Source organism: Mucilaginibacter rubeus (genome assembly GCF_014643835.1).
GTDB lineage: Bacteria > Bacteroidota > Bacteroidia > Sphingobacteriales > Sphingobacteriaceae > Mucilaginibacter > Mucilaginibacter rubeus.
The window spans coordinates 388,704-410,824 of record NZ_BMKD01000004.1 but is presented as its reverse complement, the minus strand read 5'-3'; the positions used below and the strand labels follow the sequence as shown (position 1 = coordinate 410,824).

Here is a 22,121-nt window from a genome sequence, read left to right as displayed (position 1 = left end):
AAACGCGGGCTACAAACGAGGACGCTTGCAGCAGCGATGGGACCAAACTTCCTACCACGTTAGGGATTGCAGCGGAAAACCCACAGCTTGGGCAGGCATTAGTGATCGGGGCAAAGCGAGGATTTGCAGCGGAAAGCCCGGGCCGCAGGCAACGCCATTAGCTGCTTCAGGAGGGGGTTGAATATCTCATTAAAACCCTGAGTTCCTAAATAAACGATTCCACCCTTTCTTCTTATTTACATTTATCTGTCTTCAGCTCAACAAAATATACTATCCAGCCCAAATCAATTCCCTCATCCATTCCTGCCTATAATACCTTATATTAGTATAGGTTTTCGTAACCAGCCAATTGTATTCCGGTTTCTCATTTTAAAAAGTCGAACATGAAAAAGGTATCGCTGTTATTTGTGTTCCCTGTGGTGTTGTTCGCTACCTATTTGTTTGCGTTCCAGGGAAAAAAATTAAAAGTATCGGGCAAAACAAAACCGGCAATCCCGGTAATGTGCGGATCGGGTATAGTGCAGGATGCAGATACGGCGGGGAACGGCAAATTTATACAGCGCTTGCCCGGCTGGGGGCATCATAATTATGCCATAACTGCCCATAATGACAGCGCCCGGTTTTATTTTAACCAGGGCTTAACTATGTATTACAGCTATCACATGAAGGAGGCATTCGCGTCGTTCAAAGAAGCGTCGCGCTTTGACCCCTCGGCTGCCATGGCTTACTGGGGGCAGGCTTTAAGCCAGGGCCCTTACTATAACGCAGGCGGGCCGTATGTTGCGCCCGCCGGTTTGCCTGCTGTTTTGAAACAAATGAACGCTGTTGCCGGCAGTGCCCCCGAAAAGGAAAAAGCCTTGATAGCGGCGATGAACCTTCGTTACCCGCAGGGGGGCACCAACGCAAGCGACAATGAAGCTTATGCACAGGATCTGAAGAAACTGATGCAGGCTTACCCAACCGATGCCGACCTTAAGATGCTGTATATCGACGCGGTAATGCTCATTCACCCCTGGGATTTTTGGGCGCCCGACGGTACCGATAAACCCTGGACAGCCGAACTGGTTACCTTGTGTAAAGGCGTTTTAAATACCAATCCGGAGCACCCGGCGGCGCTGCATTATTATATCCATTTAACCGAGGCTTCGCGTAACCCCGGCGCCGCGCTGGCCAATGCAGGGGCTTTAAAAAGGTTGTTCCCCGGTATCGGGCATATGGTGCATATGGCCAGTCATGTTTATCAGCGCAATGGTTTGTATTTTCAGGGTGTTGACGTTAATGAAAAAGCAGCAAAATGTATTGTTACTTATGCCGCCCTGGCGCCCAATTTAAAGCTCACAAAAATAAACTCTCATTTTTACGCTGTCGAAACACTTTGTGCCTTTAACGGGGCTATGTACGAGCGGGGGATGGAAGCGGCCCAACGCTGCCGCAATGCGGTAAAACCTTCGGCAGGCGATACTTATTCGCAATATCTGTACATGATGCCCGTATTTACGATGATGCGCCTTGGCAAATGGCACGAACTGCTGAAAGACAGCGTTGGCCCCAATGGCGACTGGGCTTATGCGCAGGTGTTATACCATTTTGCCCGCGGAATGGCATTTCTGTATACGGGCGGGCAGGATTCGGCCGTGGCCCAGCTTGCTTTATTGCGTGGCAGGCTTGATGATGCCTCTTTAAAACAGCGGCATATTCCTTTTAATATCGCGCTGGATGGCGCCACTGTTGCCGAAAATATATTGGATGGTGCTATTTTACTTGGCCGCAATAAGTTTGATGATGGCATGGCAGCTTTAAAAAAAGCAGTGCAAACAGAAGATAACATGATTTACTCGGAGCCTGCCGAGTGGCCTATCCCGGCAAGGCAGTTTCTCGGGGCCTACCTGCTCAAAACCGATTATAACCCGCAGGCCGAAAAAGTTTTCCGCGAAGACCTGGAACGTAACCCGGGTAACGGCTGGTCGATGCTGGGAATGTACCAAAGTTTAAAGGCGCAAAACCGTACTGAAAAGTTGCCTTATTACAAGGCGGGCTTCACGCGCTCGTTTTCGCATGCCGATGAGGTGCCCGTAAGTTCGGTGGTTATGAATTAAGGTAATGTTCCGGGCGACAGGTGCGGTGCCGGTTTTTGTTGGTTAGCTTTCGGGGAAAAATCTAAATACTTTTGTAGTTTAGACTCAAATCTAAAAAGCCTTAAACGAAATTTAAGTGAACAGATACCTAACCCAAAGATTTGTTTTAAGTGCCCTTTTTATAATCGCAATAATATTAGCGGGGATTCAATTTTTAAGCGACCGGGGCGTATGGCTTGATGAAGCTGTATTAACCCTTAATTTAATACACCGTAATGCTGTTGGTCTGTTCCGGCCTCTTGATTATAATGGGGTTGCGCCTGTGTTGTTCCTGCTTATTCAAAAAGCATTTATATCGCTGGTGCCCAGATCTGATTATGCGCTTAAGGTATTTCCACTTATCTGCTATTTGGCGTTCCTGCCTCTGTTTGCCCGGATACTAAGCAGGCTTTTCAAAAGCATTTACAGCATTATTTTAGGATTGAGCCTGGTTGTTTTTAATCAAACCATAATTTATTACTCGAGCGAGGCCAAGCAGTATATTGTCGATCTTCTGGTAATTACCATATTCTATTATCTGTTGATTGAAGAGAAAGCATTAAAGGGGTTTTACTATAAGCTTTTGGTACTGGGCTTAATCTGCATATATCTCTCCAACATCACACCGATTATCCTGCTTACGGTTGATGTATACCTGTTTTATAAATCGAGATCGGAAAATAGGCCCCTGGGCAGGCATTTTATAATCACCAATTTGTGTTGGGGTGTTTTCTTTGCTTTATATTATTTTGTGTTTATCTACAGCCACCCAACACAACATAAAATGGTTGGTTACTGGTCAAACGCGGGTGCTTTTATGCCCCTTGATTCGTCGTTTTGGGGGTGGATAGCAGGTCGTTTTCACGGCATTTTTTATTTTCTTTTTTACTTCGGGCAACTTATCGGGAGCTGTATTATGGCATTATTCGGCTTGGGGGTCATACTGTTGGTTAGGTACAGAAGATACGATCTCATGATATTAACATTACTGCCGGTTTGCGTCCATCTTGTTTTATCCGGGCTTAAATTATATCCATTTGAAACCCGCTTATATTTGTACTTAACCCCTGGCCTGGTCATTACGTGTGTATTTAGCTGTGAGTTTTTAGTCACCGGGCTATCTCATCTGAGATTTGGAAAAGTTATCGGTTTTATCTTTTTACTGCTTCCGGCATTAATGGCCAGGGTTGTATTTATACATCAGCCACCGTACACGCAGCATGATGATATTAAAAGGGGGATTGAAACCATCAATAAAAAATTTGAAAAAGGCGATGCCCTTTATACCGGCAACTTAACAGGCTTACCGGTAAAATACTATAAAGATTTAGGTATTATAAATGAGGGGCTCGATGTAATCTATAGGGATGGCCTTTTAAATACGCATCCTCCTTATGCCGTTAAGCGTTTGTGGGTACTTACATATTCCGTTGAAGATCAACCCCGGAAACTTTCTGAACTATTGAAAAGCAGGCAATTAATAAAAAAAGACAGTTTTGAAACCCGCGGCGGTGTACGCTTTAGCTTGTTTGCGCAAGACAATGCACTTGTTCAAAAAAAAATAGTTGCCATAGTAAAGAACTGAATATTTAGAAAGGCCTTAATAGAAACAGCAGGAGGATTTCATTTTTCGGAATGCTGGCTTATGGTGTCCGACTGTTAATTGTTTGCATTAGGGTACAAAAAACATTGTTTAGTTAATGTTGGAGGAACTAAAAGTGACAAAAAAACTGATTTTCTGAAATAGGAGTTAAACCGTCCATGGATTAGATACTATTAACCCTTTTATTTTTTTAAAGTCACCGGTATTGCGTGAAATCAGCGTAAATCCAAGCGATTTGGCGGTAGCTGCTATGATGGCGTCGGGAGTTTTTATCTTGTGTGCCTTTTTAAGTTGAATAGTCTGATCTATAATTTCATCCGATAATGGAATCATTATACAAGCACCAATAAATTCATTTAATAATTGGTCAGTTTCAGGAGAATTTTTATAGCCTAATACTTCAATTTTTACAATTACAGAAACAACAGGAGTTTCATTGATTACATCATTCATCCAAAGCATACCTTTTTCAGGCAGATTGCCGCTCAGATAATCAATTATAGCGTTGCTATCAATCAAATATCCCATTCTTTACGGCTTTGTTTAATGTGTTCCTGGAGTTTCTCAGCATCAGCGATTGGTAATTTGCCAGCAAATTTATCTGATAACTTTATTTTAGGAGAGGAAGTGTTTTTGAGAACTTTGATCAAATGCAACTTTTCAAGCTCCCTGAGCAGGTTATATGCGTTTTGATTAGTTACTTCTATAAGTAAAGTATCCATTATTTGAAGTTTAAATTCAAATTTATGAAATTCCAATCATTAAATTTAAGCCCTGATCATTGGGATGGCAATTATTGTAGTTGGCATAGCGGATATGGGCTATAGTAACCTTCCCCTTAATCCCCCCAATCTTTAAAAATTTCCCCGGCCCATCTTCAGTTTTACGCCGTCAACCGGGTGATGTTGTAACATACCTCCCAAAATGGCTATGAAAAGTCAAAAAATCAAACCGGCTAATGCTTAGCCAAATACCTTTCAAACATATGTTAAAACGCGGATGCAAAAATTATAAAAAAATAACTTACTAACTATTTGATAATTAATACAAAGTTTCTATCTTTGCCGTCCCTTTCGGGGGAGAAATATGCCTTGAACGAAGCCCTACTGCTTCGATGGGCACAAAAACAATTAAAAAAATGTCAGGAATTATTGGTAAAAAAGTAGGAATGACCAGCATTTTCGACGAAACAGGGAAAAACATTCCCTGCACAGTAATCGAAGCTGGCCCTTGCGTGGTAACACAAGTTAAGTCTGTGGATACAGACGGATACGCTGCTGTTCAGTTAGCGTATGGCGACAAAAAGGAAAAAAACACTTCTGCCCCTCTAAAAGGACACTTCCAGAAAGCCGGTAGCGCTCCAAAGCGTAAACTGGTTGAATTCAAAACTTTCGAAGATCAAAAAGCATTAGGCGACACCGTTACTGTCGACATTTTTGCTGCGGGAGATTTTGTTGACGTGGTAGGTACCTCAAAAGGTAAGGGTTTTCAGGGTGTGGTAAAACGTCATGGTTTTGGCGGCGTGGGTATGCAAACTCACGGTCAGCACAACCGTTTACGTGCGCCAGGTTCTTTGGGTGCGTCATCATGGCCATCACGTGTATTTAAAGGTATGCGCATGGCAGGTCAAACCGGAAACGCCCGTGTTAAAATACAAAACCTTGAAGTAGTTAAGGTTTTCGCGGAGCAGAATCTGTTAGTAGTTAAAGGTTCCATCCCCGGAGCTAAGGGTTCATTCGTAATAGTGGATAAATAAGATGGAAGTTAACGTATTAAACGTATCAGGTAAAGAAACAGGTGCCAAGGTGCAGCTTCCTGAGTCGGTTTTCGGTATTGAGCCAAATGATCACGCTATCTATCTTGATGTTAAGCAATTTCTTGCTAACCAGCGTCAGGGTACACACAAATCAAAACAGCGTAATGAAATTGCAGGTTCAACCCGCAAATTATACAAACAAAAAGGTACAGGCGGTGCCCGTGCCGGTGGTATTAAATCACCATTATTTAACGGTGGTGGCCGTGTATTCGGTCCGCAGCCACGCGATTATAGCTTCAAATTAAACAAAAAGCTTAAATCACTGGCCCGTAAATCAGCTTTATCATACAAAGCAAAAGATAACAATATTTTAGTGTTAGAGGATTTTAGCTTTGATAGCATCAAAACTAAAAACTACCTTAAGCTTGAGGCCGATCTGAATGTTACTAATGAAAAAACATTATTAGTAGTAGCATCTGCCGAAAATAACAATGTGTATTTATCAAGCAGGAACCTGAAGAAAAGCAAAGTAATTTCAGTTGAGCAGCTTAACACTTATGATGTGTTAAACGCAGGCAAGCTGTTGTTAACTACAGGTGCTGTTAAAACTTTGGAGGAAGCATTAGCTAAGTAATTATGGAAATTTTAAAACAACCCCTACTTACTGAAAAAGTTACTCAGTTAACTGACAAGCTTAACCGTTATGCTTTCAAAGTTGATCACAGGGCTAACAAAATTCAGATCAAGAGTGCCATTGAGGCAATGTACGGTGTAAACGTTACGGCGGTAAACACCATGAAATACGTCGGCAAACTTAAAACTCGCAATACTAAGGCAGGCGCCGTTCAGGGCCGTTCAGCTACTTACAAAAAAGCGATCATTACGTTGAAGGACGGAGAAGTAATTGATTTTTACAGCAATATATAATTATAGAAATGGCAGTAAAGAGATTTAAACCGGTTACCCCGGGTACCCGCTTCAGAGTTGATGTATCTAATTCAGATATCACAACAAACGTTCCTGAAAAATCGTTGGTTGTAGCATCAAACAAAAGATCGGGCGGTCGTAACAACAGCGGTAAAATGACTATGCGCTACTTAGGTGGTGGTCATAAACAAGCATACAGGTTAATTGATTTTAAACGTAATAAGTTTGATATCCCGGCAAAAGTTGCAACTATCGAGTACGATCCTAACCGTTCGGCACGTATAGCCCTGCTACACTTTGCTGATGGCGAGAAAAGGTACATGATTGCTCCGGAAGGCTTAACAGTTGGTACAATTGTAACAGCAGGCGAAACAGCAGCTCCCGAAGTAGGTAATACCTTACCATTAAAGAATATCCCTCTTGGTTCGATCATTCACAACATTGAGTTAAACCCTGGCCAGGGTGGTGTAATTGCCCGCAGCGCCGGTACTTACGCTCAATTATCAGCACGTGATGGCAAATATGCTATCATCAAATTGCCTTCAGGCGAAACCCGCATGATCCTGTCAACTTGTTTGGCAACTATCGGTACCGTTTCAAATGGCGAAAGAGCAAACGCTGTGTTAGGTAAAGCCGGCCGCAAACGCTGGTTAGGCCGCAGGCCAAGGGTACGTGGTGTAGCTATGAACCCGGTAGATCACCCTATGGGTGGTGGTGAAGGCCGTGCCTCAGGTGGTCACCCACGTTCACGTAAAGGTTTATTGGCTAAAGGCTACAAAACCCGTGACAAGAAGAAAACATCGGATCGTTACATCATTGAAAGAAGGAAGAAATAATGGCTCGTTCAATAAAAAAAGGACCTTACATCGATCATAACTTAGATAAAAAAGTTATGGTGCTGAATGATGCAAATAAAAAATCAGTTGTAAAAACATGGTCACGTCGTTCCATGATCTCTCCTGATTTCGTTGGTCATACATTCGCAGTACACAACGGTAACAAGTTTATCCCTGTGTACGTAACAGAAAACATGGTTGGACACAAGCTGGGAGAGTTTGCCCCAACCCGTACATTCCGCGGACACGCAGAAAAGAAAAAATAACAGGCAATGGAAGCAACAACAAAAATTAAAAAGTCTGTACTGATCAGGCAACAAAAAGAAGCTGCGAAAGCTCTTGTAGGCGGCGCTTCTGTTGCTAAGTTACAGGACTGCCCAACTTCACCACGCAAAATGCGTTTGGTGGTTGACTTGATCCGCGGTGAAAACGTTGAGAAAGCGTTATACATATTGAAATTTACTAACAAAGAAGCTGCTATTCGTGTAGAGAAACTTTTGTTATCAGCTATCAAAAACTGGGAAGCAAAAAACGAAGGCAAACGTGTTGAAGACAGCAACCTTTTTGTTAAGGAAGTATCTGTAGGCGGTGGCCGTCAGTTAAAAAGGTTACGCCCTGCTCCGCAAGGAAGGGGATACCGTATCCGCAAACGCTCAAACCACGTAACACTTGTTGTGGATAGTAAAAACGATAACAATTAATTTGAAATGGGACAGAAAGCACATCCAATAGGTAACAGGTTAGGAATCATCAGAGGTTGGGATTCTAACTGGTTCGGTGGCAACAACTACTCCGATAAATTAGTTGAAGACGAAAAAATCCGCAAATACCTTTCAGCTCGTATTGCTAAAGGTGGTGTATCTAAAGTAGTTATCGAGCGTACTTTAAAACGCATTACCGTAACTATCCACACTGCCCGTCCGGGTATTGTGATCGGTAAAGGCGGTCAGGAAGTTGACAAGATCAAAGAAGAGTTGAAAAAACTTACCAAGAAAGAAGTTCAGATCAACATTTTCGAGATCAAACGTCCTGAGCTTGATGCACAATTAGTTGCAGAAGGCATTGCAAAACAATTAGAAGCACGTATCTCTTTCCGTCGTGCCATGAAAACCACAATCGCTGCAACCATGCGTATGGGTGCCGAAGGTATCAAGGTAATGACTTCAGGCCGTTTAGGCGGCGCTGAGATGGCACGTAGCGAGCAATATAAAGAAGGCAGGATTCCTTTGCACACTTTCCGTGCTGACATCGACTACGCATTAGCAGAAGCATTAACTACCTATGGTAAAATAGGTGTTAAAGTTTGGATCTGCAAAGGCGAGGTTTATGGCAAACGCGATCTTTCTCCAAACATTGGCGGTACCAGCAGCGCAAGCGGCAAAGGTGGCAGGCCAGAGGGCGGTGCACCAGGCTTTGGTGGCCGTGGTAACGAAAGAGGCGGCGAGCGCGGCGGTGAGCGTCGTGGCGACAGGAAACCAGGTGGCGATCGTCGTGGCGGTGGTAACCGTCCAGGCGGACAAGGTGGAAACCGTCCGGGTGGACAAGGTGGAAACCGTCCGGGTGGCCCAGGTAAGAGATAATAATTAAAGTACAAGACAAATATCGAATAACGATATAAAAGCTTAAGAAAATGCTACAGCCAAAAAGAACGAAGTTCAGAAAGATGCAAAAAGGCAGGATGAAAGGTTTAGCCACCCGTGGTGCTGAACTTTCATTCGGATCTTTTGGTGTTAAATCACTCGAAGCGGCATGGATTACCAGCCGTCAGATCGAGGCTGCACGTATCGCTGTAACACGTTTTATGAAACGTGAAGGACAGGTTTGGATCAGGATATTCCCTGACAAACCTGTAACCAAGAAACCTGCAGAGGTACGTATGGGTAAAGGTAAAGGTGCTCCTGAATACTGGGTTGCGGTAGTACGCCCCGGAAGGATCATTTTTGAAGCCGAAGGCGTGCCTTTGGAAGTTGCTAAAGAGGCTTTACGCCTTGCAGCACAGAAATTACCGGTGCAAACTAAATTTATTGTACGTAGGGATTACGTAGAAGCATAAATTGAGGAGTTAGTTGAAGAGTTGTAAAGTTTTAATGTTGTGAAGTTAGATGCCGAATTTCACCATTCAAATAAAAACAATACAACGTTTAAACTTACCAACAGACAACAAATAACAAAGAAAAATGAAGAACTCAGAAATTTTGGGCCTATCAACTGAAGAGATTGTTGCTAAGATCAGCGAGGAAAGGGCTACCCTTACCAAATTGAAATTTGCTCATGCAGTTTCAGCTATTGAGAACCCGTCCCGTATAACCAAAGTACGCAAAGGAATTGCTCAGTTAAATACTGAATTAACAAAACGTAAAGCGGCGGCCGCTTCTGAAAAGAATTAATTTTTTAAACATTAGTAAAAATGGAAAGAAATTTAAGAAAAACACGTACCGGCCTCGTAGTAAGCAACAAGATGGAAAAATCTATTGTTGTGGCCGTTGAGCGTAAGGTGAAACACCCTATCTATGGTAAATTCGTAAAGAAAACTACCAAATTCAAGGCTCATGATGAAAACAATACCTGTGGCGTAGGCGATACAGTATTGATCATGGAAACCCGCCCGCTGAGCAAAACCAAAAACTGGCGATTAGTTGAAATTTTAGAAAGGGCTAAATAAGATGGTACAACAGGAATCAAGATTAACAGTAGCCGACAATAGCGGCGCTAAAGAAGTTTTAGTGATCCGTGTATTGGGTGGTACCGGTAAAAGGTATGCATCAATCGGCGATAAAATTGTGGTTACCGTAAAAAGCGCTTTACCATCAGGTAACGTGAAAAAAGGTACCGTATCAAAAGCCGTAGTTGTGCGCACTAAAAAAGAGATCCGCAGAAAAGACGGTTCATATATCCGTTTCGACGATAACGCAGCTGTGTTGTTAAACAACCAGGACGAGCCAAGAGGTACACGTATCTTTGGCCCTGTTGCAAGGGAACTGCGCGAGAAACAATTTATGAAAATTGTATCATTAGCACCGGAGGTATTGTAACATGGAAAAGAAAGTAAAATTAAAGATCCGTAAAGGCGACCTGGTTAAAGTTATCGCCGGCGATTCAAAAGGATCACAAGGCAAAATCGTTGAGGTTTTGGTAGATAAGAACAGGGCTATTGTTGAAGGTGCCAATATGGTATCAAAACATACTAAACCTAATGCTGCTAACCCTAACGGCGGAATTGTTAAACAAGAAGCTGCTATACATATTTCAAACCTAATGCTGGTTGATCCTAAAACAGGTAATACAACCCGTGTTGGCCGTCAAAAAAATGACGCCGGCAAATTAGTAAGGGTAGCAAAAAAATCAGGGGAGGAAATTAAGTAATGACTTACGTACCAAGATTAAAATCAAAATACAAGGACGAAATCCGCACCGCACTGAAAGATAAATTTCAGTACAAAAGCGTAATGCAGGTTCCTAAATTGGAGAAAATTGCCATTAACCAGGGTGTAGGTGGTGCAACTACCGACAAGAAATTGATCGAAAACACCATCACCGAGTTAACTACCATCACTGGTCAGCAAGCAGTATCTTCAAAATCTAAAAAAGATATCTCAAACTTTAAATTGCGTAAAAATATGCCGGTTGGCGTACGTGTTACCCTGCGTGACAACACAATGTACGAGTTTTTGGATCGTTTAATCGCTGTAGCCCTGCCACGTATCCGTGACTTCAAAGGCATCAACGATAAAGGTTTTGATGGCCGCGGCAACTATACATTAGGTATTACTGAGCAAATTATCTTCCCTGAGATAAATATTGACAAAATCAATAAAATCCAAGGTATGGATATTACCTTTGTAACCTCCGCAACAAACGATGTTGAAGCATTGGAGTTGTTGAAACAATTTGGTTTACCATTTAAAAATCAAAATAGCAATGGCTAAAGAAGGTGTAAAAGCACGTGAAGTAAAGCGCGCAAAATTAGTAGCTAAATACGCTGAAAAAAGAGCTGCTTTAAAAGAAGCTGGCGATTACGCTGCTTTAGATAAATTACCAAAAGCATCATCACCGGTAAAACTGCACAACCGTTGCAAATTAACCGGCCGCCCTCGTGGTTATATGCGTCAGTTTGGCATTTCACGTGTTACATTCCGTGAAATGGCTCTTGAAGGCAAGATCCCGGGAGTAAAAAAAGCAAGCTGGTAAGCAAAAGCTGAAAGCAAAAGGCGAAAAGCGTAAGGCATAAAAGCTTTAGGCTTTTTGCTTTATGCATTGAGCTTAAAATGAATGAATTAACCGATGGAAGGTCGCCCGGGATGTTACCGGAAGGAAACCACCGTCATAACACAATAAAATGAATACAGATCCAATCGCAGATTATCTTACAAGAGTAAGGAATGCTATTAAAGCCAACCACCGGGTTGTTGAAATTCCTGCATCAAATCTGAAGAAGGAAATCACTAAGGTGCTTTTCGACAAAGGTTACATTGCAAATTATAAGTTTGAGGATAATGGTCCTCAGGGCACTATCAAAGTTGCTTTGAAATACCACCCGATAACTAAAATTTCTGCTATCCGCAGCATTTCGCGCATCAGCAAACCAGGTTTGAGGAAATACGCAGGTATGGAAAACATGCCACGTGTATTAAATGGTTTAGGTATCGCCATCCTGTCAACTTCTAAAGGCGTTATGTCTGATAAAGAAGCTCGTCAGCAAAATGTTGGTGGTGAGGTTTTATGCTACGTTTATTAACAGAAGAAATTTAAGCAATGTCAAGAGTAGGAAAAGCACCGATAGCACTGCCACAGGGAGTAACCATTACAGTTTCAGCAGATAATGTTGTTACCGTAAAAGGTCCTAAAGGCCAGTTGCAACAGGCAATTGATAGCGATATCACTATTGCACAGGAAGACGGTCAGTTACTGGTTCAACGCCCGTCTGATCAAAAACGTCACAAAGCGTTACATGGTTTATACCGCGCGCTTTTAAATAACATGGTAATTGGTGTAACCGAAGGTTACAAAGTAACCCAGGAATTAGTGGGTGTAGGTTACCGTGCCACCAATACCGGTAATACATTAGATTTAGTGTTGGGTTTCTCTCACCACTATGTATTTGAATTACCGCAAGAAATTAAAGTTACAACCACTGCTGATAAGGGTAAAAACCCAACCATCATCCTTGAATCAATTGACAAACAGTTAATTGGCCAGGTAGCAGCTAAAATCCGTTCATTACGCGCACCAGAGCCTTACAAAGGTAAAGGTATCAAGTTCCAGGGCGAGATTTTGAGAAGAAAAGCAGGTAAATCAGCATCTAAAAAATAATCGTCATGGGAGCTAAACTATCAAGAAGAGACAGGATTAAAAAAGGCATCAGGAAACGCCTTTCAGGGTCAACAGAACGTCCCCGCCTGTCAGTATTTAGAAGTAATAAAGGTATTTATGCGCAGATCATTGACGATGTAACCGGTAAAACTTTAGTTTCAGCATCATCTTTATCAAAAGATTTTGCCGCTGAAGGTACAAAATCAGATCAATCAGTAGCTGTAGGCAAACTGGTAGCTTCAAAAGCTATCGCTGCAGGTATTAAAGATGTGGTTTTCGACAGGAACGGTTACCTGTACCATGGCCGTGTTAAGTCATTGGCCGAAGGTGCACGTGAAGGTGGTTTAAACTTTTAATCGAAAAGAGAAATGTCAACAATCAACATAAAAAGAGTAAAAACAAGCGAGATCGAATTAAAAGACCGCTTGGTAAGCATACAGCGTGTTGCCAAAGTAACCAAAGGCGGCCGTACTTTCAGCTTCTCTGCTATCGTGGTAGTAGGTGATGAAAACGGTGTTGTAGGTTACGGTTTAGGTAAAGCTAAAGAGGTAACTGAAGCTATTGCTAAAGGCATTGATGATGCTAAAAAGAACCTGGTAAAAGTTCCAATCATTAACGGAACTGTACCTCATGAGCAAATTGGTAAATTTAGCGGTGGTTTTGTTTTCATTAAACCAGCTGCTAACGGTACCGGTGTAATTGCTGGTGGTGCTATGCGTGCCGTATTAGAATCGGCAGGTGTACACAACGTATTGGCAAAATCAAAAGGTTCATCAAACCCGCACAACGTGGTAAAAGCAACCGTATCGGCATTAGCCCAGTTACGTGATGCAAATACAGTAGCACAACAGCGCGGAATTAGTTTAGGTAAAGTATTTAACGGATAATCAGTCATGGCTAAGATCAAAATAACACAGATTAAGAGCGTGATCGACAGAACGGAACGCCAGAAAAAAACAATCGAGGCTTTAGGCTTGCGTAAAATTAACCACAGTGTGGAAGTTGAGGCTACACCTGCTATAGTTGGGATGGTTAGGAAAGTGAACCACCTGGTAGCGGTTGAAAATATTTAATATCATGAATTTAAGTAATTTAAAACCTGCAGAAGGTTCAACCAAAAATAGAAAAAGAATTGGCCGTGGTACAGGTTCTGGCCGTGGCGGTACGTCAACCCGTGGCCACAAAGGCGCCGGTTCACGTTCAGGTACCAGCACCAAGGTAGGCTTTGAAGGCGGTCAGATGCCTTTACAGCGCCGTGTGCCTAAAGTGGGCTTTAAAAACCCTAACCGTGTTGAGTACACAGGTGTAAACCTTGACGTACTTCAGGAATTAGTAACAAAGTTTTCGCTTACTGCTGTTGATTTTGATACTTTGAAAGAGCACGGTTTGGTATCACGTAACGACCTGGTTAAGATCCTGGGTCGTGGTGAGCTTACTGCCAAATTAGAAGTTAAAGCACATGCATTTACTGCTACAGCTCAAAAAGCTATTGAAGCTGCAGGTGGTACCATAGTTAAGTTATAATTTCGATGAAGAAATTTTTCACCACATTATCCAATATCTGGAAAATCGAAGATCTGAGAGTGCGTATTACTAACACACTCTTATTTCTTTTAATATATCGTGTAGGCTCATTCGTGGTTTTACCGGGCGTTAACGCCGCGGTAGCATCAACTCAAAAGGCAGAAGGATTAGTAGGATTGCTGAATATGTTTGCAGGAGGATCGTTTTCACGTTCCTCTATTTTCGCGTTAGGTGTTATGCCTTACATTTCGGCTTCAATTGTGGTGCAACTGCTGGGTATTGCCGTTCCGTATTTTACCAAATTGCAAAAAGAAGGTGAAAGCGGTCGCAACAAGCTTAACCAATGGACCCGCTACCTGACAATAGGTATTACCTTTTTACAGGCTATAGGTTACCTTAAGTCGCAGGTTGCTGCTGATGCAAGGACTATTGCCGATCCTTTTACCTTTATCTTCATTAACACGTTTGTGTTAACGGCAGGTACATTATTTGTAATGTGGTTAGGCGAAAAGATCACCGATAAAGGTATCGGTAATGGTATCTCACTTATTATTATGGTGGGTATCATTGCTCAGTTACCAATGGCGTTTACTACCGAGTTCGTTTCGCGTAATGGCGGTGCCGGTGGTTTAATTGCTTTCATTGTGGAGATCGTAGGTCTTATTGGTGTAGTAATGTTTACTATACTGATAGTACAGGGAACACGTAAAATTTCGGTACAATACGCTAAACGTATTGTGGGTAACAAACAATATGGCGGTGTACGCCAGTATATACCTTTAAAGGTTAATGCTGCAGGTGTAATGCCAATCATATTTGCTCAGGCATTGATGTTTATCCCGCAAACTGTATCGCAGTTTTTCCCTAACGTATCATCAAACGGTATATTGATAGCTTTAGCTAACTATAACTCATGGGAGCATAACCTGTTGTTTGGGATATTGATCATCCTGTTCACTTACTTCTATACCGCCATTACGGTTAATCCTAACCAAATGGCCGATGATATGAAGAAGAATGGTGGCTTTATCCCGGGCATTAAACCAGGCCGTACTACTGCAGAGTTTATTGATGGCGTAATTTCAAAGATCACTTTACCAGGATCAGTATTCCTGGCTATTATAGCAATCATCCCGGCATTGGCCAGTTTGGTTGGTGTATCTCCGGTATTCGCAAGGTTCTTCGGCGGTACATCGCTGATCATCCTGGTGGGTGTTGTTTTGGATACATTACAGCAAATAGAAAGTCACCTGTTGATGCGCCATTATGATGGTTTAATGAAAACCGGACGGATTAAGGGACGTACAGCTATGCCTGCCGCTGCCGGTACCAGTCCGACAGCGATTTAATTAGCAATGTCAAAAATCAATTATAAGTCTGTCGAAGAGATAGAACTCATAAGAGAAAGTTCTTTACTTGTTTCAAAAACACTCGGAGAGATAGCTAAGGTTATTGCTCCGGGTGTTAAAACAATTGAACTGGATAAGCTTGCCGAAACCTTTATACGGGACAACGGCGGGATTCCTGCCTTTTTAAACTATCACGGATTTCCTTATTCACTGTGTATCTCCCTGAATGACCAGGTTGTACACGGCTTCCCCGGATCGCATGTTTTAACTGAGGGCGACCTGGTATCAGTTGATTGCGGCGTTGTTTTAAATAAATACTACGGCGACTCGGCTTATACCTTTGCCATTGGTGAAGTTAACGACCAGGTTAAAAAGCTGATGCGTGTAACGCAGGAATGCTTAAAGCTGGGTGTTGAAAAGGCGGTTGTAGGGATGCGTATTGGTGATATAGGATACGCGGTACAGGAGCATGCCGAAAAGAACGGCTTTGGTGTAGTAAAGGAACTTGTTGGCCATGGTGTAGGATTAAAGCTGCACGAAAAGCCCGAAGTACCTAACTATGGCAAACGCGGTGCCGGTATCAAACTGGAAGAAGGCATGGTGATAGCCATTGAGCCCATGATCAATGCCGGCCGTGCCGGTGTTAAGTTTTGGGATGATGGCTGGACAGTTTCAACATCTGACAAGAAACCTTCGGCACATTATGAGCATACAGTAGCGGTACGAAAAGGTACTCCAGACATTTTATCGACGTTTGATTACGTAGAAAATGTTTTAAAAGAAAAAAATAATAATTAAATAATTTTTTATTAATTTTGCATCCCGGTTTTAGGGCGGATAATTAAGTAATAATCAACAAAATATGGCTAAACAATCTTCGATTGAGCAAGACGGTACAATTAGAGAGGCATTGTCAAATGCAATGTTCAGAGTTGAACTTGAAAATGGTCATGAGATTATAGCGCACATATCGGGCAAAATGCGTATGCACTACATCAAAATTCTTCCTGGCGACAGGGTGAAACTGGAAATGAGTCCATACGATTTAACAAAGGGTAGAATAACCTATAGATATAAATAAAAAGATGAAAGTTAGAGCATCCATCAAAAAGCGCAGCGCTGATTGCAAAATCATCCGCCGTAACGGGAAACTTTACGTTATTAACAAAAAGAACCCGAAGTTTAAACAACGCCAGGGCTAAGAAAAAATTACTGAATTGGAGAATGATTGAATTACTGATGATAGCGATTCGATAGTTCAATAATTCGATAACTCAATAAATTACAAGAAATATGGCAAGGATATCAGGTATTGATTTACCAAAGAATAAAAGAGGAGAAATCGGACTTACTTACATTTTCGGTATTGGTCGCTCAACAGCTCAAAGAATTTTGACTGATGCTGGTATTGATTTTAACATCAAAGTACAAGACTGGACCGATGAGCAATTATCTTCTATACGCGGAATTATTAACGACCAAATTAAGGTTGAAGGTGCATTACGTTCAGAAGTGCAGCTTAACATTAAGCGTTTGATGGATATTGGTTGTTACCGTGGTACACGTCACCGTAAAGGTTTACCATTACGTGGTCAGCGTACTAAAAACAATTCACGTACCCGTAAAGGTAAACGTAAAACAGTTGCTAACAAAAAGAAAGCTACTAAATAGTGATTGGTGTTTAGAGGTTAGAGATTGGTTAATAGCCGCTTGATAACCTTTAATTCGTCAGGAATACCTCATTAAGTAATTTTTACGGGTCCGGATTATCGTATTGATCCAGTAATTCGTAAGTAACAGATTTAAAAAATGGCTAAAGCTAAAAAAGTAACCAAAAAACGCATTGTGATTGTTGAGCCTGTTGGCGAAGCGCATATCAATGCTACTTTCAACAACATCATCATCACCCTTACCAACAAAACCGGCCAGGCAGTTTCTTGGTCATCAGCTGGTAAAATGGGTTTCAAAGGTTCAAAAAAGAATACTCCTTACGCTGCCTCACAAGCTGCTGCCGATTGCGGTAAAGTTGCTTATGACTTAGGCTTACGTAAAGTTGAAGTATTTGTAAAAGGCCCAGGTGCCGGTCGTGAGTCAGCTATCCGTACTTTGCAAACTGCAGGTATCGAAGTAACTACGATTAAAGATATTACACCGCTTCCACACAACGGTTGCCGTCCTTCAAAAAGAAGAAGAGTTTAATTAACATATTTTTTAAAGCTAAGATTCGGCAGCTGCAGGCTGCATGATACTTTAAGAACACACAAAAATGGCCAGATATACAGGACCAAAATCCAAAATTGCCCGTCGTTTCCGTGAGCCGATCTTCGGTCCGGACAAAGCGTTAGAACGTAAAAACTATCCTCCGGGCATGCACGGTGCTTCAAAACGCCGTGGAAAGCAATCAGAGTACTCTACTCAGTTGCAAGAGAAACAAAAAGTTAAATACACTTATGGTGTATTAGAGCGTCAGTTCGAAAACTTATTTCACCGCGCTTCTGCTAAAGAAGGTATCACAGGCGAAAACCTGTTGAAATTCCTGGAAGCACGTTTAGATAACGCTGTTTTCCGTTTAGGTATTGCTCCTACACGTTCGGCAGCTCGCCAATTGGTTAACCACAAACACATCACTGTTAACGGTGCTGTTGTAAACATCGCTTCATATGCATTGAAAGCTGGTGATGTGGTTGCAGTACGTGAAAAATCTAAATCATTAGAGGCTATCACTACTTCAGTAGCCGGTAGAAGAATCAACAAATACAGCTGGTTAGAGTGGGATGCGAACAACCTTACAGGTAAATTCCTTAACTATCCTAACCGCGATGAGATCCCTGAAAACATCAAGGAAAACCTGATCGTCGAGTTGTACTCTAAATAAGATATGAGATATCAGATGTGAGATTTGAGAGTTTTTTCAAATCTCATTTCTGGTTTTCGTATATATGCAAATCACAAACAAAAGATTTGAATAAGCGTTTGAACAGCAGAGTAAATCTCACATCTCAAATCCCATATCTCAAATCAATTATCAAGTAAACAATAAATAAAGGATATAAATGGCAATTTTAGCATTTCAAAAACCAGACAAGGTTATCATGCAAAAAGCAAATGATTTTGATGGTACGTTTGAATTTCGTCCGTTAGAACCAGGTTTTGGTGTAACCATTGGTAATGCTCTGCGTCGTATCTTACTTTCATCACTTGAAGGTTATGCAATTACTTCTGTTCGTTTTTCGGGAGTAACGCATGAATTTTCAACCATCAAAGGTGTTGTTGAAGACGTAACCGAGATCATCCTGAACCTTAAACAAGTTCGTTTTAAGAAAACAGGTGAATCTGGCGACAGCGAGAAAATATTTGTTATTGTAAATGGCCAGGATGCATTTAAAGCAGGAGATATCACCAAATTCTCTAACAACTTTACTGTATTAAATCCTGATTTGGTACTTTGCAATATGGACCCGGCTGTAACGCTTGAAGTTGAGCTTACTGTAGGCAAGGGCCGTGGTTACGTACCAAGCGAGGAAAATAAAAATCCTGACGCTAACGTAGGTGTGATCGCTATCGACTCGATCTATACGCCGATCAAAAACGTAAAATATACCATCGAAAACTATCGTGTTGAGCAAAAAACCGACTATGAAAAATTAGTATTGGATATTGCTACCGATGGTTCGATCCATCCTGAAGATGCTTTGAAAGAAGCAGCTAAGATCCTGATCCAGCACTTCATGCTGTTCAGTGATGAAAACATGATGCTTGAAGCACAGGCTAAAGAAGAAACCAAAGAAGTTGATGAAGAGATCCTGCACATGCGCAAGATCCTTAAAACCGAACTGGTTGATCTTGACCTTTCTGTACGTGCCCTTAACTGCCTTAAAGCTGCTGATATCCGCAGCCTGGCTGATCTGGTATCGTACGATGTTGCTGACATGTTAAAATTCAGGAACTTTGGTAAAAAATCATTAACTGAGATCCAGGACCTGGTTAAATCAAAAGGTTTATCTTTTGGCATGAACCTGTCTAAATTTAAGTTAGACGAAGAATAAGAAAGAAGCAAGACGGTGAGAAGCAAGAATCAGGAATTTTATATCTTGACTCTTGATTTCTTGGCTCTTGATTCTTGTTGCAAACATTAAGCGAAAGCATAATTCCGAGGGCTTGAGCCTATCGCCCAACGGTATGCACGTGAAATATATAAAACAATGAGACACGGAAACAAAAACAATCACTTAGGCCGTACTACCAGCCACCGCAAAGCGATGCTGGCTAACATGGCATCTTCGCTTATTTTACACAAGCGTATCACTACAACATTAGCAAAAGCAAAAGTTTTACGCGGTTATGTTGAGCCACTTTTAACAAAATCAAAAAACGATACTACGCACTCACGTCGTACAGTATTCAGCTACCTGCAGGATAAAGACGCTACATCAATCGTTTTCCGCGAAATCGCTGAAAAAATTGCTAACCGTCCGGGTGGTTACACCCGTATCATCAAGTTAGAAAACCGTTTAGGCGATAACGCTGAAATGGCAATCATCGAGCTTGTTGATTACAACACTGTTTACGGTGCTGACGCTGCTGCTCCTGCTAAGAAATCAACCCGTCGTCGTGGTGGTTCTGGTGCAAAAGCTAAAACTGCTGCTCCTGTAGCTGCAGAAGAAGCTGTATTAGTTGAAGACGTTAAAGAAGAACCGGCTGCTGAAGCACCTGCACCTTCTGAAAACGAAGAAAACGCTGAAAAAGGCGAATAATTAATTATTCGGTTTAACGGATACTAAAAACGGCCCACTCATTTGAGTGGGCCGTTTTTTATGTAATTGACTGCCGGTTTTAGGTAAAATCATGGCGATTCCTGATCTGTTTACTCGCGGTTCAGGCTATAAGTCAATAAGTCTTCAACTTCATTCATCAAAGTGAAACCGCACTTTTCCAATATCCTTCGTGATGGCAGGTTATCTGCATAAGTATGCACTATGATAGCTTTCACAAATTCATGTGTAAATGCCCAGTGCGAAAGTAATTGTAAAGCCTCTGTAGCATAACCTTTGTTATGCTGGTTGGCGTCGATCATATAACCAATCTCCGCTTCGCCGGCATCATTAGGATAACCGGCAAAGCCTATGCCGCCAATGACGGTATTGGTGCTTTTAAGAACGATCTCCCAGCTGGTATACCACAGGTATTTATCAGGGAAGGCGAGCGTATTAGGTAGCCAGAAACTATCGAAAGCATCATCAATTTCTTTGAGATATAACGGATCGATTAGCATAGCTGAAGGAGTTAAGCCTAATGATAGCTCCAGCAGCTTACGGTTTTGTTTAAGCAATAATAATTGCGCGTGTGTTAACGGTATCATCTTTAACCGTTGTGATTGGATAAAAAACATTTAATGTTGGAATTAAATAACAATAAAAAACCAGTTCGCTTTTTTAAAGTGAAGGTACAGCCGGTGTGGTATGGCTGTTTGTTAAGCAATTCCAGGCAATGTAATAAACCTGTTGGGGGTGTTAAGTAACAGAGGCGGTTTGTTTGATTAGGATAAATATAAGGGATTTTAGTTGAAAATCCACGGCATTTTATAAAACTGAGAAGTGCGTTAGGGATAGGAGCAGATACCGGCCATGAGCGTAAGGCCTGCAGGCGTATGAGCATATAGCCAGGGCCGAAGGCAACGCCCATATCAGTTGGCAGTTTTGAGCAGGCAGTTTGCAGTTGATGATCACACATTATAGCAACGTAATTAAATGATTAGGCGTAATGCCCTTTTAAGGGGAATAAATAATAATACTATTGTCTATCACTTCGTAGATGATGCGGTGCTGGTTATCAATTCGCCTTGACCATTTACCCGAATATTCATGTTTTAATGGCTCCGGTTTGCCAATACCATAAATGGTGATTCTTTTATAGCAATGAGTAGACGTTCAATTTTCTTTACTATAGAACTCTGGCCACTTTTTAAGAAAAATCTAATATCTTCTTTAGCAGTGTCGGTTATTACAAGTTCCATATATCGGCAGGTGTTATTTGTGTAGTTCTACCGGCCTTTAAATCATCTTCACTTTGCTTCATTTTATTTACAAAATCCTTATTATAGGCTTTTTCGCCTTTTTCGGTTTTGTAATCAACTTTAAGAGCTTTCATAATTGCTTTTAATGCAGCTAACTGCTCTTTATCCTTCGGCAGTACAATCAATGTCTCCATATACAAATTTACACTTTATTAAATACAAATTTTGAAAGTGATTGTTGAATAAAAAGTTATTGATAAAATAAAACTCTGCTATGTAAACGCTACCCTCACCCATCAATATAAAACTTGATATCCCCAAACCGGCTGCGGCCTTCCCGCACAAAATTTCCATCGATATTGTAGAGCACATCACCAAAGAGGCTGCGGCCTTTCCTGATCAGGTTGTCGTCAATATTGCAAACTACATCGCCAAACATCCCCTGGCCCTTTTTTACTATTTTGCCATCTATGGTATATAAAATATCGCCAAACCTGCCCTGGCCTTTCCGCACATAGCTGCCATCGATAGTGTATAATATTGTTCCAAATTTATTATTGCCCTCCCTGACGTACTTCATGATTGATACCTGTGATTCGAAGTTTCAAGTTAGTCGATATCCTGCCAATTAGCAAACCAAATAATAACCTTTTGCCTTCAACCTTTCGCCTTTTACCTCAAACAGTCCT

37 protein-coding genes are annotated in these 22,121 nt (G+C 41.6%); 31 read left to right on the top strand and 6 right to left on the bottom strand.

The window, feature by feature from the left end:
- Positions 1–383: 383 nt before the first annotated feature.
- On the top strand, positions 384–2,096 hold the full coding sequence (locus tag IEX80_RS15810; RefSeq protein ID WP_217633160.1) for a hypothetical protein: 1,713 nt from the start codon (positions 384–386) through the stop codon (positions 2,094–2,096).
- Positions 2,097–2,211: 115 nt separating this feature from the next.
- Positions 2,212–3,699, top strand: coding sequence for a hypothetical protein (locus IEX80_RS15805; RefSeq protein WP_188833416.1), 1,488 nt, complete (start codon positions 2,212–2,214; stop codon positions 3,697–3,699).
- Between the two features lie 165 nt (positions 3,700–3,864).
- Here the strand turns inward: IEX80_RS15805 and IEX80_RS15800 are convergent, their stop codons facing one another.
- Together IEX80_RS15800 and IEX80_RS15795 are read right to left on the bottom strand one after the other, a co-directional pair.
- Positions 3,865–4,245 carry a type II toxin-antitoxin system VapC family toxin gene (locus IEX80_RS15800; RefSeq protein WP_090529291.1) on the bottom strand — a complete coding sequence of 127 codons (381 nt, stop codon included), beginning with the start codon at positions 4,243–4,245 and terminating at the stop codon, positions 3,865–3,867.
- Positions 4,233–4,439 carry a hypothetical protein gene (locus IEX80_RS15795; protein ID WP_090529288.1) on the bottom strand — a complete coding sequence of 69 codons (207 nt, stop codon included), beginning with the start codon at positions 4,437–4,439 and terminating at the stop codon, positions 4,233–4,235. The genes IEX80_RS15800 and IEX80_RS15795 overlap by 13 nt, the downstream gene beginning before the upstream one ends.
- A 416-nt stretch (positions 4,440–4,855) precedes the next feature.
- Here IEX80_RS15795 and rplC point away from each other — a divergent pair, with 416 nt between their 5' ends.
- The 29 genes from rplC to rplQ all read left to right on the top strand — a co-directional run bounded on the left by rplC (position 4,856) and on the right by rplQ (position 20,173).
- Positions 4,856–5,473, top strand: coding sequence for a 50S ribosomal protein L3 (gene rplC / locus IEX80_RS15790; protein WP_090529696.1), 618 nt, complete (start codon positions 4,856–4,858; stop codon positions 5,471–5,473).
- 1 nt (position 5,474) lies between these two features.
- Positions 5,475–6,107, top strand: a complete 633-nt coding sequence (gene rplD, locus IEX80_RS15785; RefSeq protein ID WP_188833415.1) for a 50S ribosomal protein L4 — start codon at positions 5,475–5,477, stop codon at positions 6,105–6,107.
- Positions 6,108–6,109: 2 nt separating this feature from the next.
- Positions 6,110–6,400 carry a 50S ribosomal protein L23 gene (gene rplW / locus IEX80_RS15780; protein WP_090529282.1) on the top strand — a complete coding sequence of 97 codons (291 nt, stop codon included), beginning with the start codon at positions 6,110–6,112 and terminating at the stop codon, positions 6,398–6,400.
- Between the two features lie 8 nt (positions 6,401–6,408).
- Positions 6,409–7,236: a 50S ribosomal protein L2 gene (gene rplB / locus IEX80_RS15775; RefSeq protein ID WP_090529279.1), complete on the top strand. Its 828-nt coding sequence runs from the start codon at positions 6,409–6,411 to the stop codon at positions 7,234–7,236.
- Positions 7,236–7,502 (top strand): 30S ribosomal protein S19, encoded by a 267-nt coding sequence (gene rpsS, locus IEX80_RS15770; protein WP_022832979.1) that lies wholly within the window; start codon positions 7,236–7,238, stop codon positions 7,500–7,502. Before rplB ends, rpsS begins: the two co-directional genes overlap by 1 nt.
- A 6-nt stretch (positions 7,503–7,508) precedes the next feature.
- Complete coding sequence (gene rplV, locus IEX80_RS15765; protein ID WP_090529276.1) at positions 7,509–7,937, top strand: 50S ribosomal protein L22; 429 nt, start codon at positions 7,509–7,511, stop codon at positions 7,935–7,937.
- A 6-nt stretch (positions 7,938–7,943) separates the two neighbouring features.
- Positions 7,944–8,816, top strand: a complete 873-nt coding sequence (gene rpsC / locus IEX80_RS15760; RefSeq protein ID WP_090529273.1) for a 30S ribosomal protein S3 — start codon at positions 7,944–7,946, stop codon at positions 8,814–8,816.
- 50 nt (positions 8,817–8,866) lie between these two features.
- Positions 8,867–9,289, top strand: a complete 423-nt coding sequence (gene rplP / locus IEX80_RS15755) for a 50S ribosomal protein L16 (RefSeq protein WP_090529269.1) — start codon at positions 8,867–8,869, stop codon at positions 9,287–9,289.
- A gap of 124 nt (positions 9,290–9,413) precedes the next feature.
- Positions 9,414–9,623, top strand: a complete 210-nt coding sequence (gene rpmC, locus IEX80_RS15750; RefSeq protein ID WP_090529266.1) for a 50S ribosomal protein L29 — start codon at positions 9,414–9,416, stop codon at positions 9,621–9,623.
- A 20-nt stretch (positions 9,624–9,643) separates the two neighbouring features.
- Entirely contained in the window at positions 9,644–9,898 is a 255-nt protein-coding gene (rpsQ, locus tag IEX80_RS15745) for a 30S ribosomal protein S17 (RefSeq protein WP_090529263.1), read from the top strand.
- A gap of 1 nt (position 9,899) precedes the next feature.
- On the top strand, positions 9,900–10,268 hold the full coding sequence (gene rplN / locus IEX80_RS15740) for a 50S ribosomal protein L14 (RefSeq protein ID WP_090529260.1): 369 nt from the start codon (positions 9,900–9,902) through the stop codon (positions 10,266–10,268).
- Position 10,269: 1 nt separating this feature from the next.
- Positions 10,270–10,599, top strand: a complete 330-nt coding sequence (gene rplX, locus IEX80_RS15735) for a 50S ribosomal protein L24 (RefSeq protein WP_090529257.1) — start codon at positions 10,270–10,272, stop codon at positions 10,597–10,599.
- Complete coding sequence (gene rplE / locus IEX80_RS15730; RefSeq protein ID WP_090529254.1) at positions 10,599–11,162, top strand: 50S ribosomal protein L5; 564 nt, start codon at positions 10,599–10,601, stop codon at positions 11,160–11,162. The genes rplX and rplE overlap by 1 nt, the downstream gene beginning before the upstream one ends.
- Positions 11,155–11,424 (top strand): 30S ribosomal protein S14, encoded by a 270-nt coding sequence (rpsN, locus tag IEX80_RS15725; RefSeq protein ID WP_090529250.1) that lies wholly within the window; start codon positions 11,155–11,157, stop codon positions 11,422–11,424. Before rplE ends, rpsN begins: the two co-directional genes overlap by 8 nt.
- A gap of 148 nt (positions 11,425–11,572) precedes the next feature.
- Positions 11,573–11,971, top strand: a complete 399-nt coding sequence (gene rpsH, locus IEX80_RS15720) for a 30S ribosomal protein S8 (RefSeq protein ID WP_090529247.1) — start codon at positions 11,573–11,575, stop codon at positions 11,969–11,971.
- 17 nt (positions 11,972–11,988) lie between these two features.
- Complete coding sequence (rplF, locus tag IEX80_RS15715; protein ID WP_090529244.1) at positions 11,989–12,546, top strand: 50S ribosomal protein L6; 558 nt, start codon at positions 11,989–11,991, stop codon at positions 12,544–12,546.
- A 5-nt stretch (positions 12,547–12,551) separates the two neighbouring features.
- Positions 12,552–12,902: a 50S ribosomal protein L18 gene (gene rplR, locus IEX80_RS15710; protein WP_090529241.1), complete on the top strand. Its 351-nt coding sequence runs from the start codon at positions 12,552–12,554 to the stop codon at positions 12,900–12,902.
- 12 nt (positions 12,903–12,914) lie between these two features.
- Positions 12,915–13,433, top strand: a complete 519-nt coding sequence (gene rpsE, locus IEX80_RS15705) for a 30S ribosomal protein S5 (protein WP_090529238.1) — start codon at positions 12,915–12,917, stop codon at positions 13,431–13,433.
- Positions 13,434–13,439: 6 nt separating this feature from the next.
- Entirely contained in the window at positions 13,440–13,619 is a 180-nt protein-coding gene (rpmD, locus tag IEX80_RS15700; protein WP_022833274.1) for a 50S ribosomal protein L30, read from the top strand.
- A 4-nt stretch (positions 13,620–13,623) separates the two neighbouring features.
- Complete coding sequence (rplO, locus tag IEX80_RS15695) at positions 13,624–14,070, top strand: 50S ribosomal protein L15 (RefSeq protein WP_090529235.1); 447 nt, start codon at positions 13,624–13,626, stop codon at positions 14,068–14,070.
- A 5-nt stretch (positions 14,071–14,075) separates the two neighbouring features.
- On the top strand, positions 14,076–15,419 hold the full coding sequence (secY, locus tag IEX80_RS15690; protein WP_090529231.1) for a preprotein translocase subunit SecY: 1,344 nt from the start codon (positions 14,076–14,078) through the stop codon (positions 15,417–15,419).
- A 6-nt stretch (positions 15,420–15,425) separates the two neighbouring features.
- Positions 15,426–16,217, top strand: coding sequence for a type I methionyl aminopeptidase (gene map, locus IEX80_RS15685; protein ID WP_090529229.1), 792 nt, complete (start codon positions 15,426–15,428; stop codon positions 16,215–16,217).
- 64 nt (positions 16,218–16,281) lie between these two features.
- Positions 16,282–16,500, top strand: coding sequence for a translation initiation factor IF-1 (gene infA / locus IEX80_RS15680; RefSeq protein WP_022833270.1), 219 nt, complete (start codon positions 16,282–16,284; stop codon positions 16,498–16,500).
- Positions 16,501–16,504: 4 nt separating this feature from the next.
- Positions 16,505–16,621, top strand: coding sequence for a type B 50S ribosomal protein L36 (ykgO, locus tag IEX80_RS15675; RefSeq protein WP_022833269.1), 117 nt, complete (start codon positions 16,505–16,507; stop codon positions 16,619–16,621).
- 91 nt (positions 16,622–16,712) lie between these two features.
- Positions 16,713–17,090: a 30S ribosomal protein S13 gene (gene rpsM / locus IEX80_RS15670; protein WP_188833414.1), complete on the top strand. Its 378-nt coding sequence runs from the start codon at positions 16,713–16,715 to the stop codon at positions 17,088–17,090.
- Positions 17,091–17,228: 138 nt separating this feature from the next.
- Positions 17,229–17,618 (top strand): 30S ribosomal protein S11, encoded by a 390-nt coding sequence (rpsK, locus tag IEX80_RS15665; protein ID WP_090529224.1) that lies wholly within the window; start codon positions 17,229–17,231, stop codon positions 17,616–17,618.
- A 67-nt stretch (positions 17,619–17,685) separates the two neighbouring features.
- Entirely contained in the window at positions 17,686–18,294 is a 609-nt protein-coding gene (gene rpsD, locus IEX80_RS15660; protein ID WP_090529221.1) for a 30S ribosomal protein S4, read from the top strand.
- A 178-nt stretch (positions 18,295–18,472) separates the two neighbouring features.
- Positions 18,473–19,465 (top strand): DNA-directed RNA polymerase subunit alpha, encoded by a 993-nt coding sequence (locus tag IEX80_RS15655; RefSeq protein WP_090529218.1) that lies wholly within the window; start codon positions 18,473–18,475, stop codon positions 19,463–19,465.
- A gap of 156 nt (positions 19,466–19,621) precedes the next feature.
- Positions 19,622–20,173: a 50S ribosomal protein L17 gene (gene rplQ, locus IEX80_RS15650; RefSeq protein ID WP_188833413.1), complete on the top strand. Its 552-nt coding sequence runs from the start codon at positions 19,622–19,624 to the stop codon at positions 20,171–20,173.
- A gap of 110 nt (positions 20,174–20,283) precedes the next feature.
- On the opposite strand, the gene IEX80_RS15645 is transcribed toward rplQ, so the two are convergent.
- From IEX80_RS15645 to IEX80_RS15630, 4 genes are all read right to left on the bottom strand, one after another.
- Positions 20,284–20,778: a GNAT family N-acetyltransferase gene (locus IEX80_RS15645; RefSeq protein ID WP_188833412.1), complete on the bottom strand. Its 495-nt coding sequence runs from the start codon at positions 20,776–20,778 to the stop codon at positions 20,284–20,286.
- Positions 20,779–21,187: 409 nt separating this feature from the next.
- Positions 21,188–21,307, bottom strand: a complete 120-nt coding sequence (locus IEX80_RS27810; RefSeq protein WP_229701661.1) for a Txe/YoeB family addiction module toxin — start codon at positions 21,305–21,307, stop codon at positions 21,188–21,190.
- Positions 21,308–21,419: 112 nt separating this feature from the next.
- Positions 21,420–21,626, bottom strand: a complete 207-nt coding sequence (locus tag IEX80_RS15635; protein ID WP_091165417.1) for a DUF2683 family protein — start codon at positions 21,624–21,626, stop codon at positions 21,420–21,422.
- A 95-nt stretch (positions 21,627–21,721) separates the two neighbouring features.
- On the bottom strand, positions 21,722–22,012 hold the full coding sequence (locus IEX80_RS15630; RefSeq protein ID WP_188833411.1) for a 6-fold beta flower protein: 291 nt from the start codon (positions 22,010–22,012) through the stop codon (positions 21,722–21,724).
- Between the last annotated feature and the right edge of the window lie 109 nt (positions 22,013–22,121).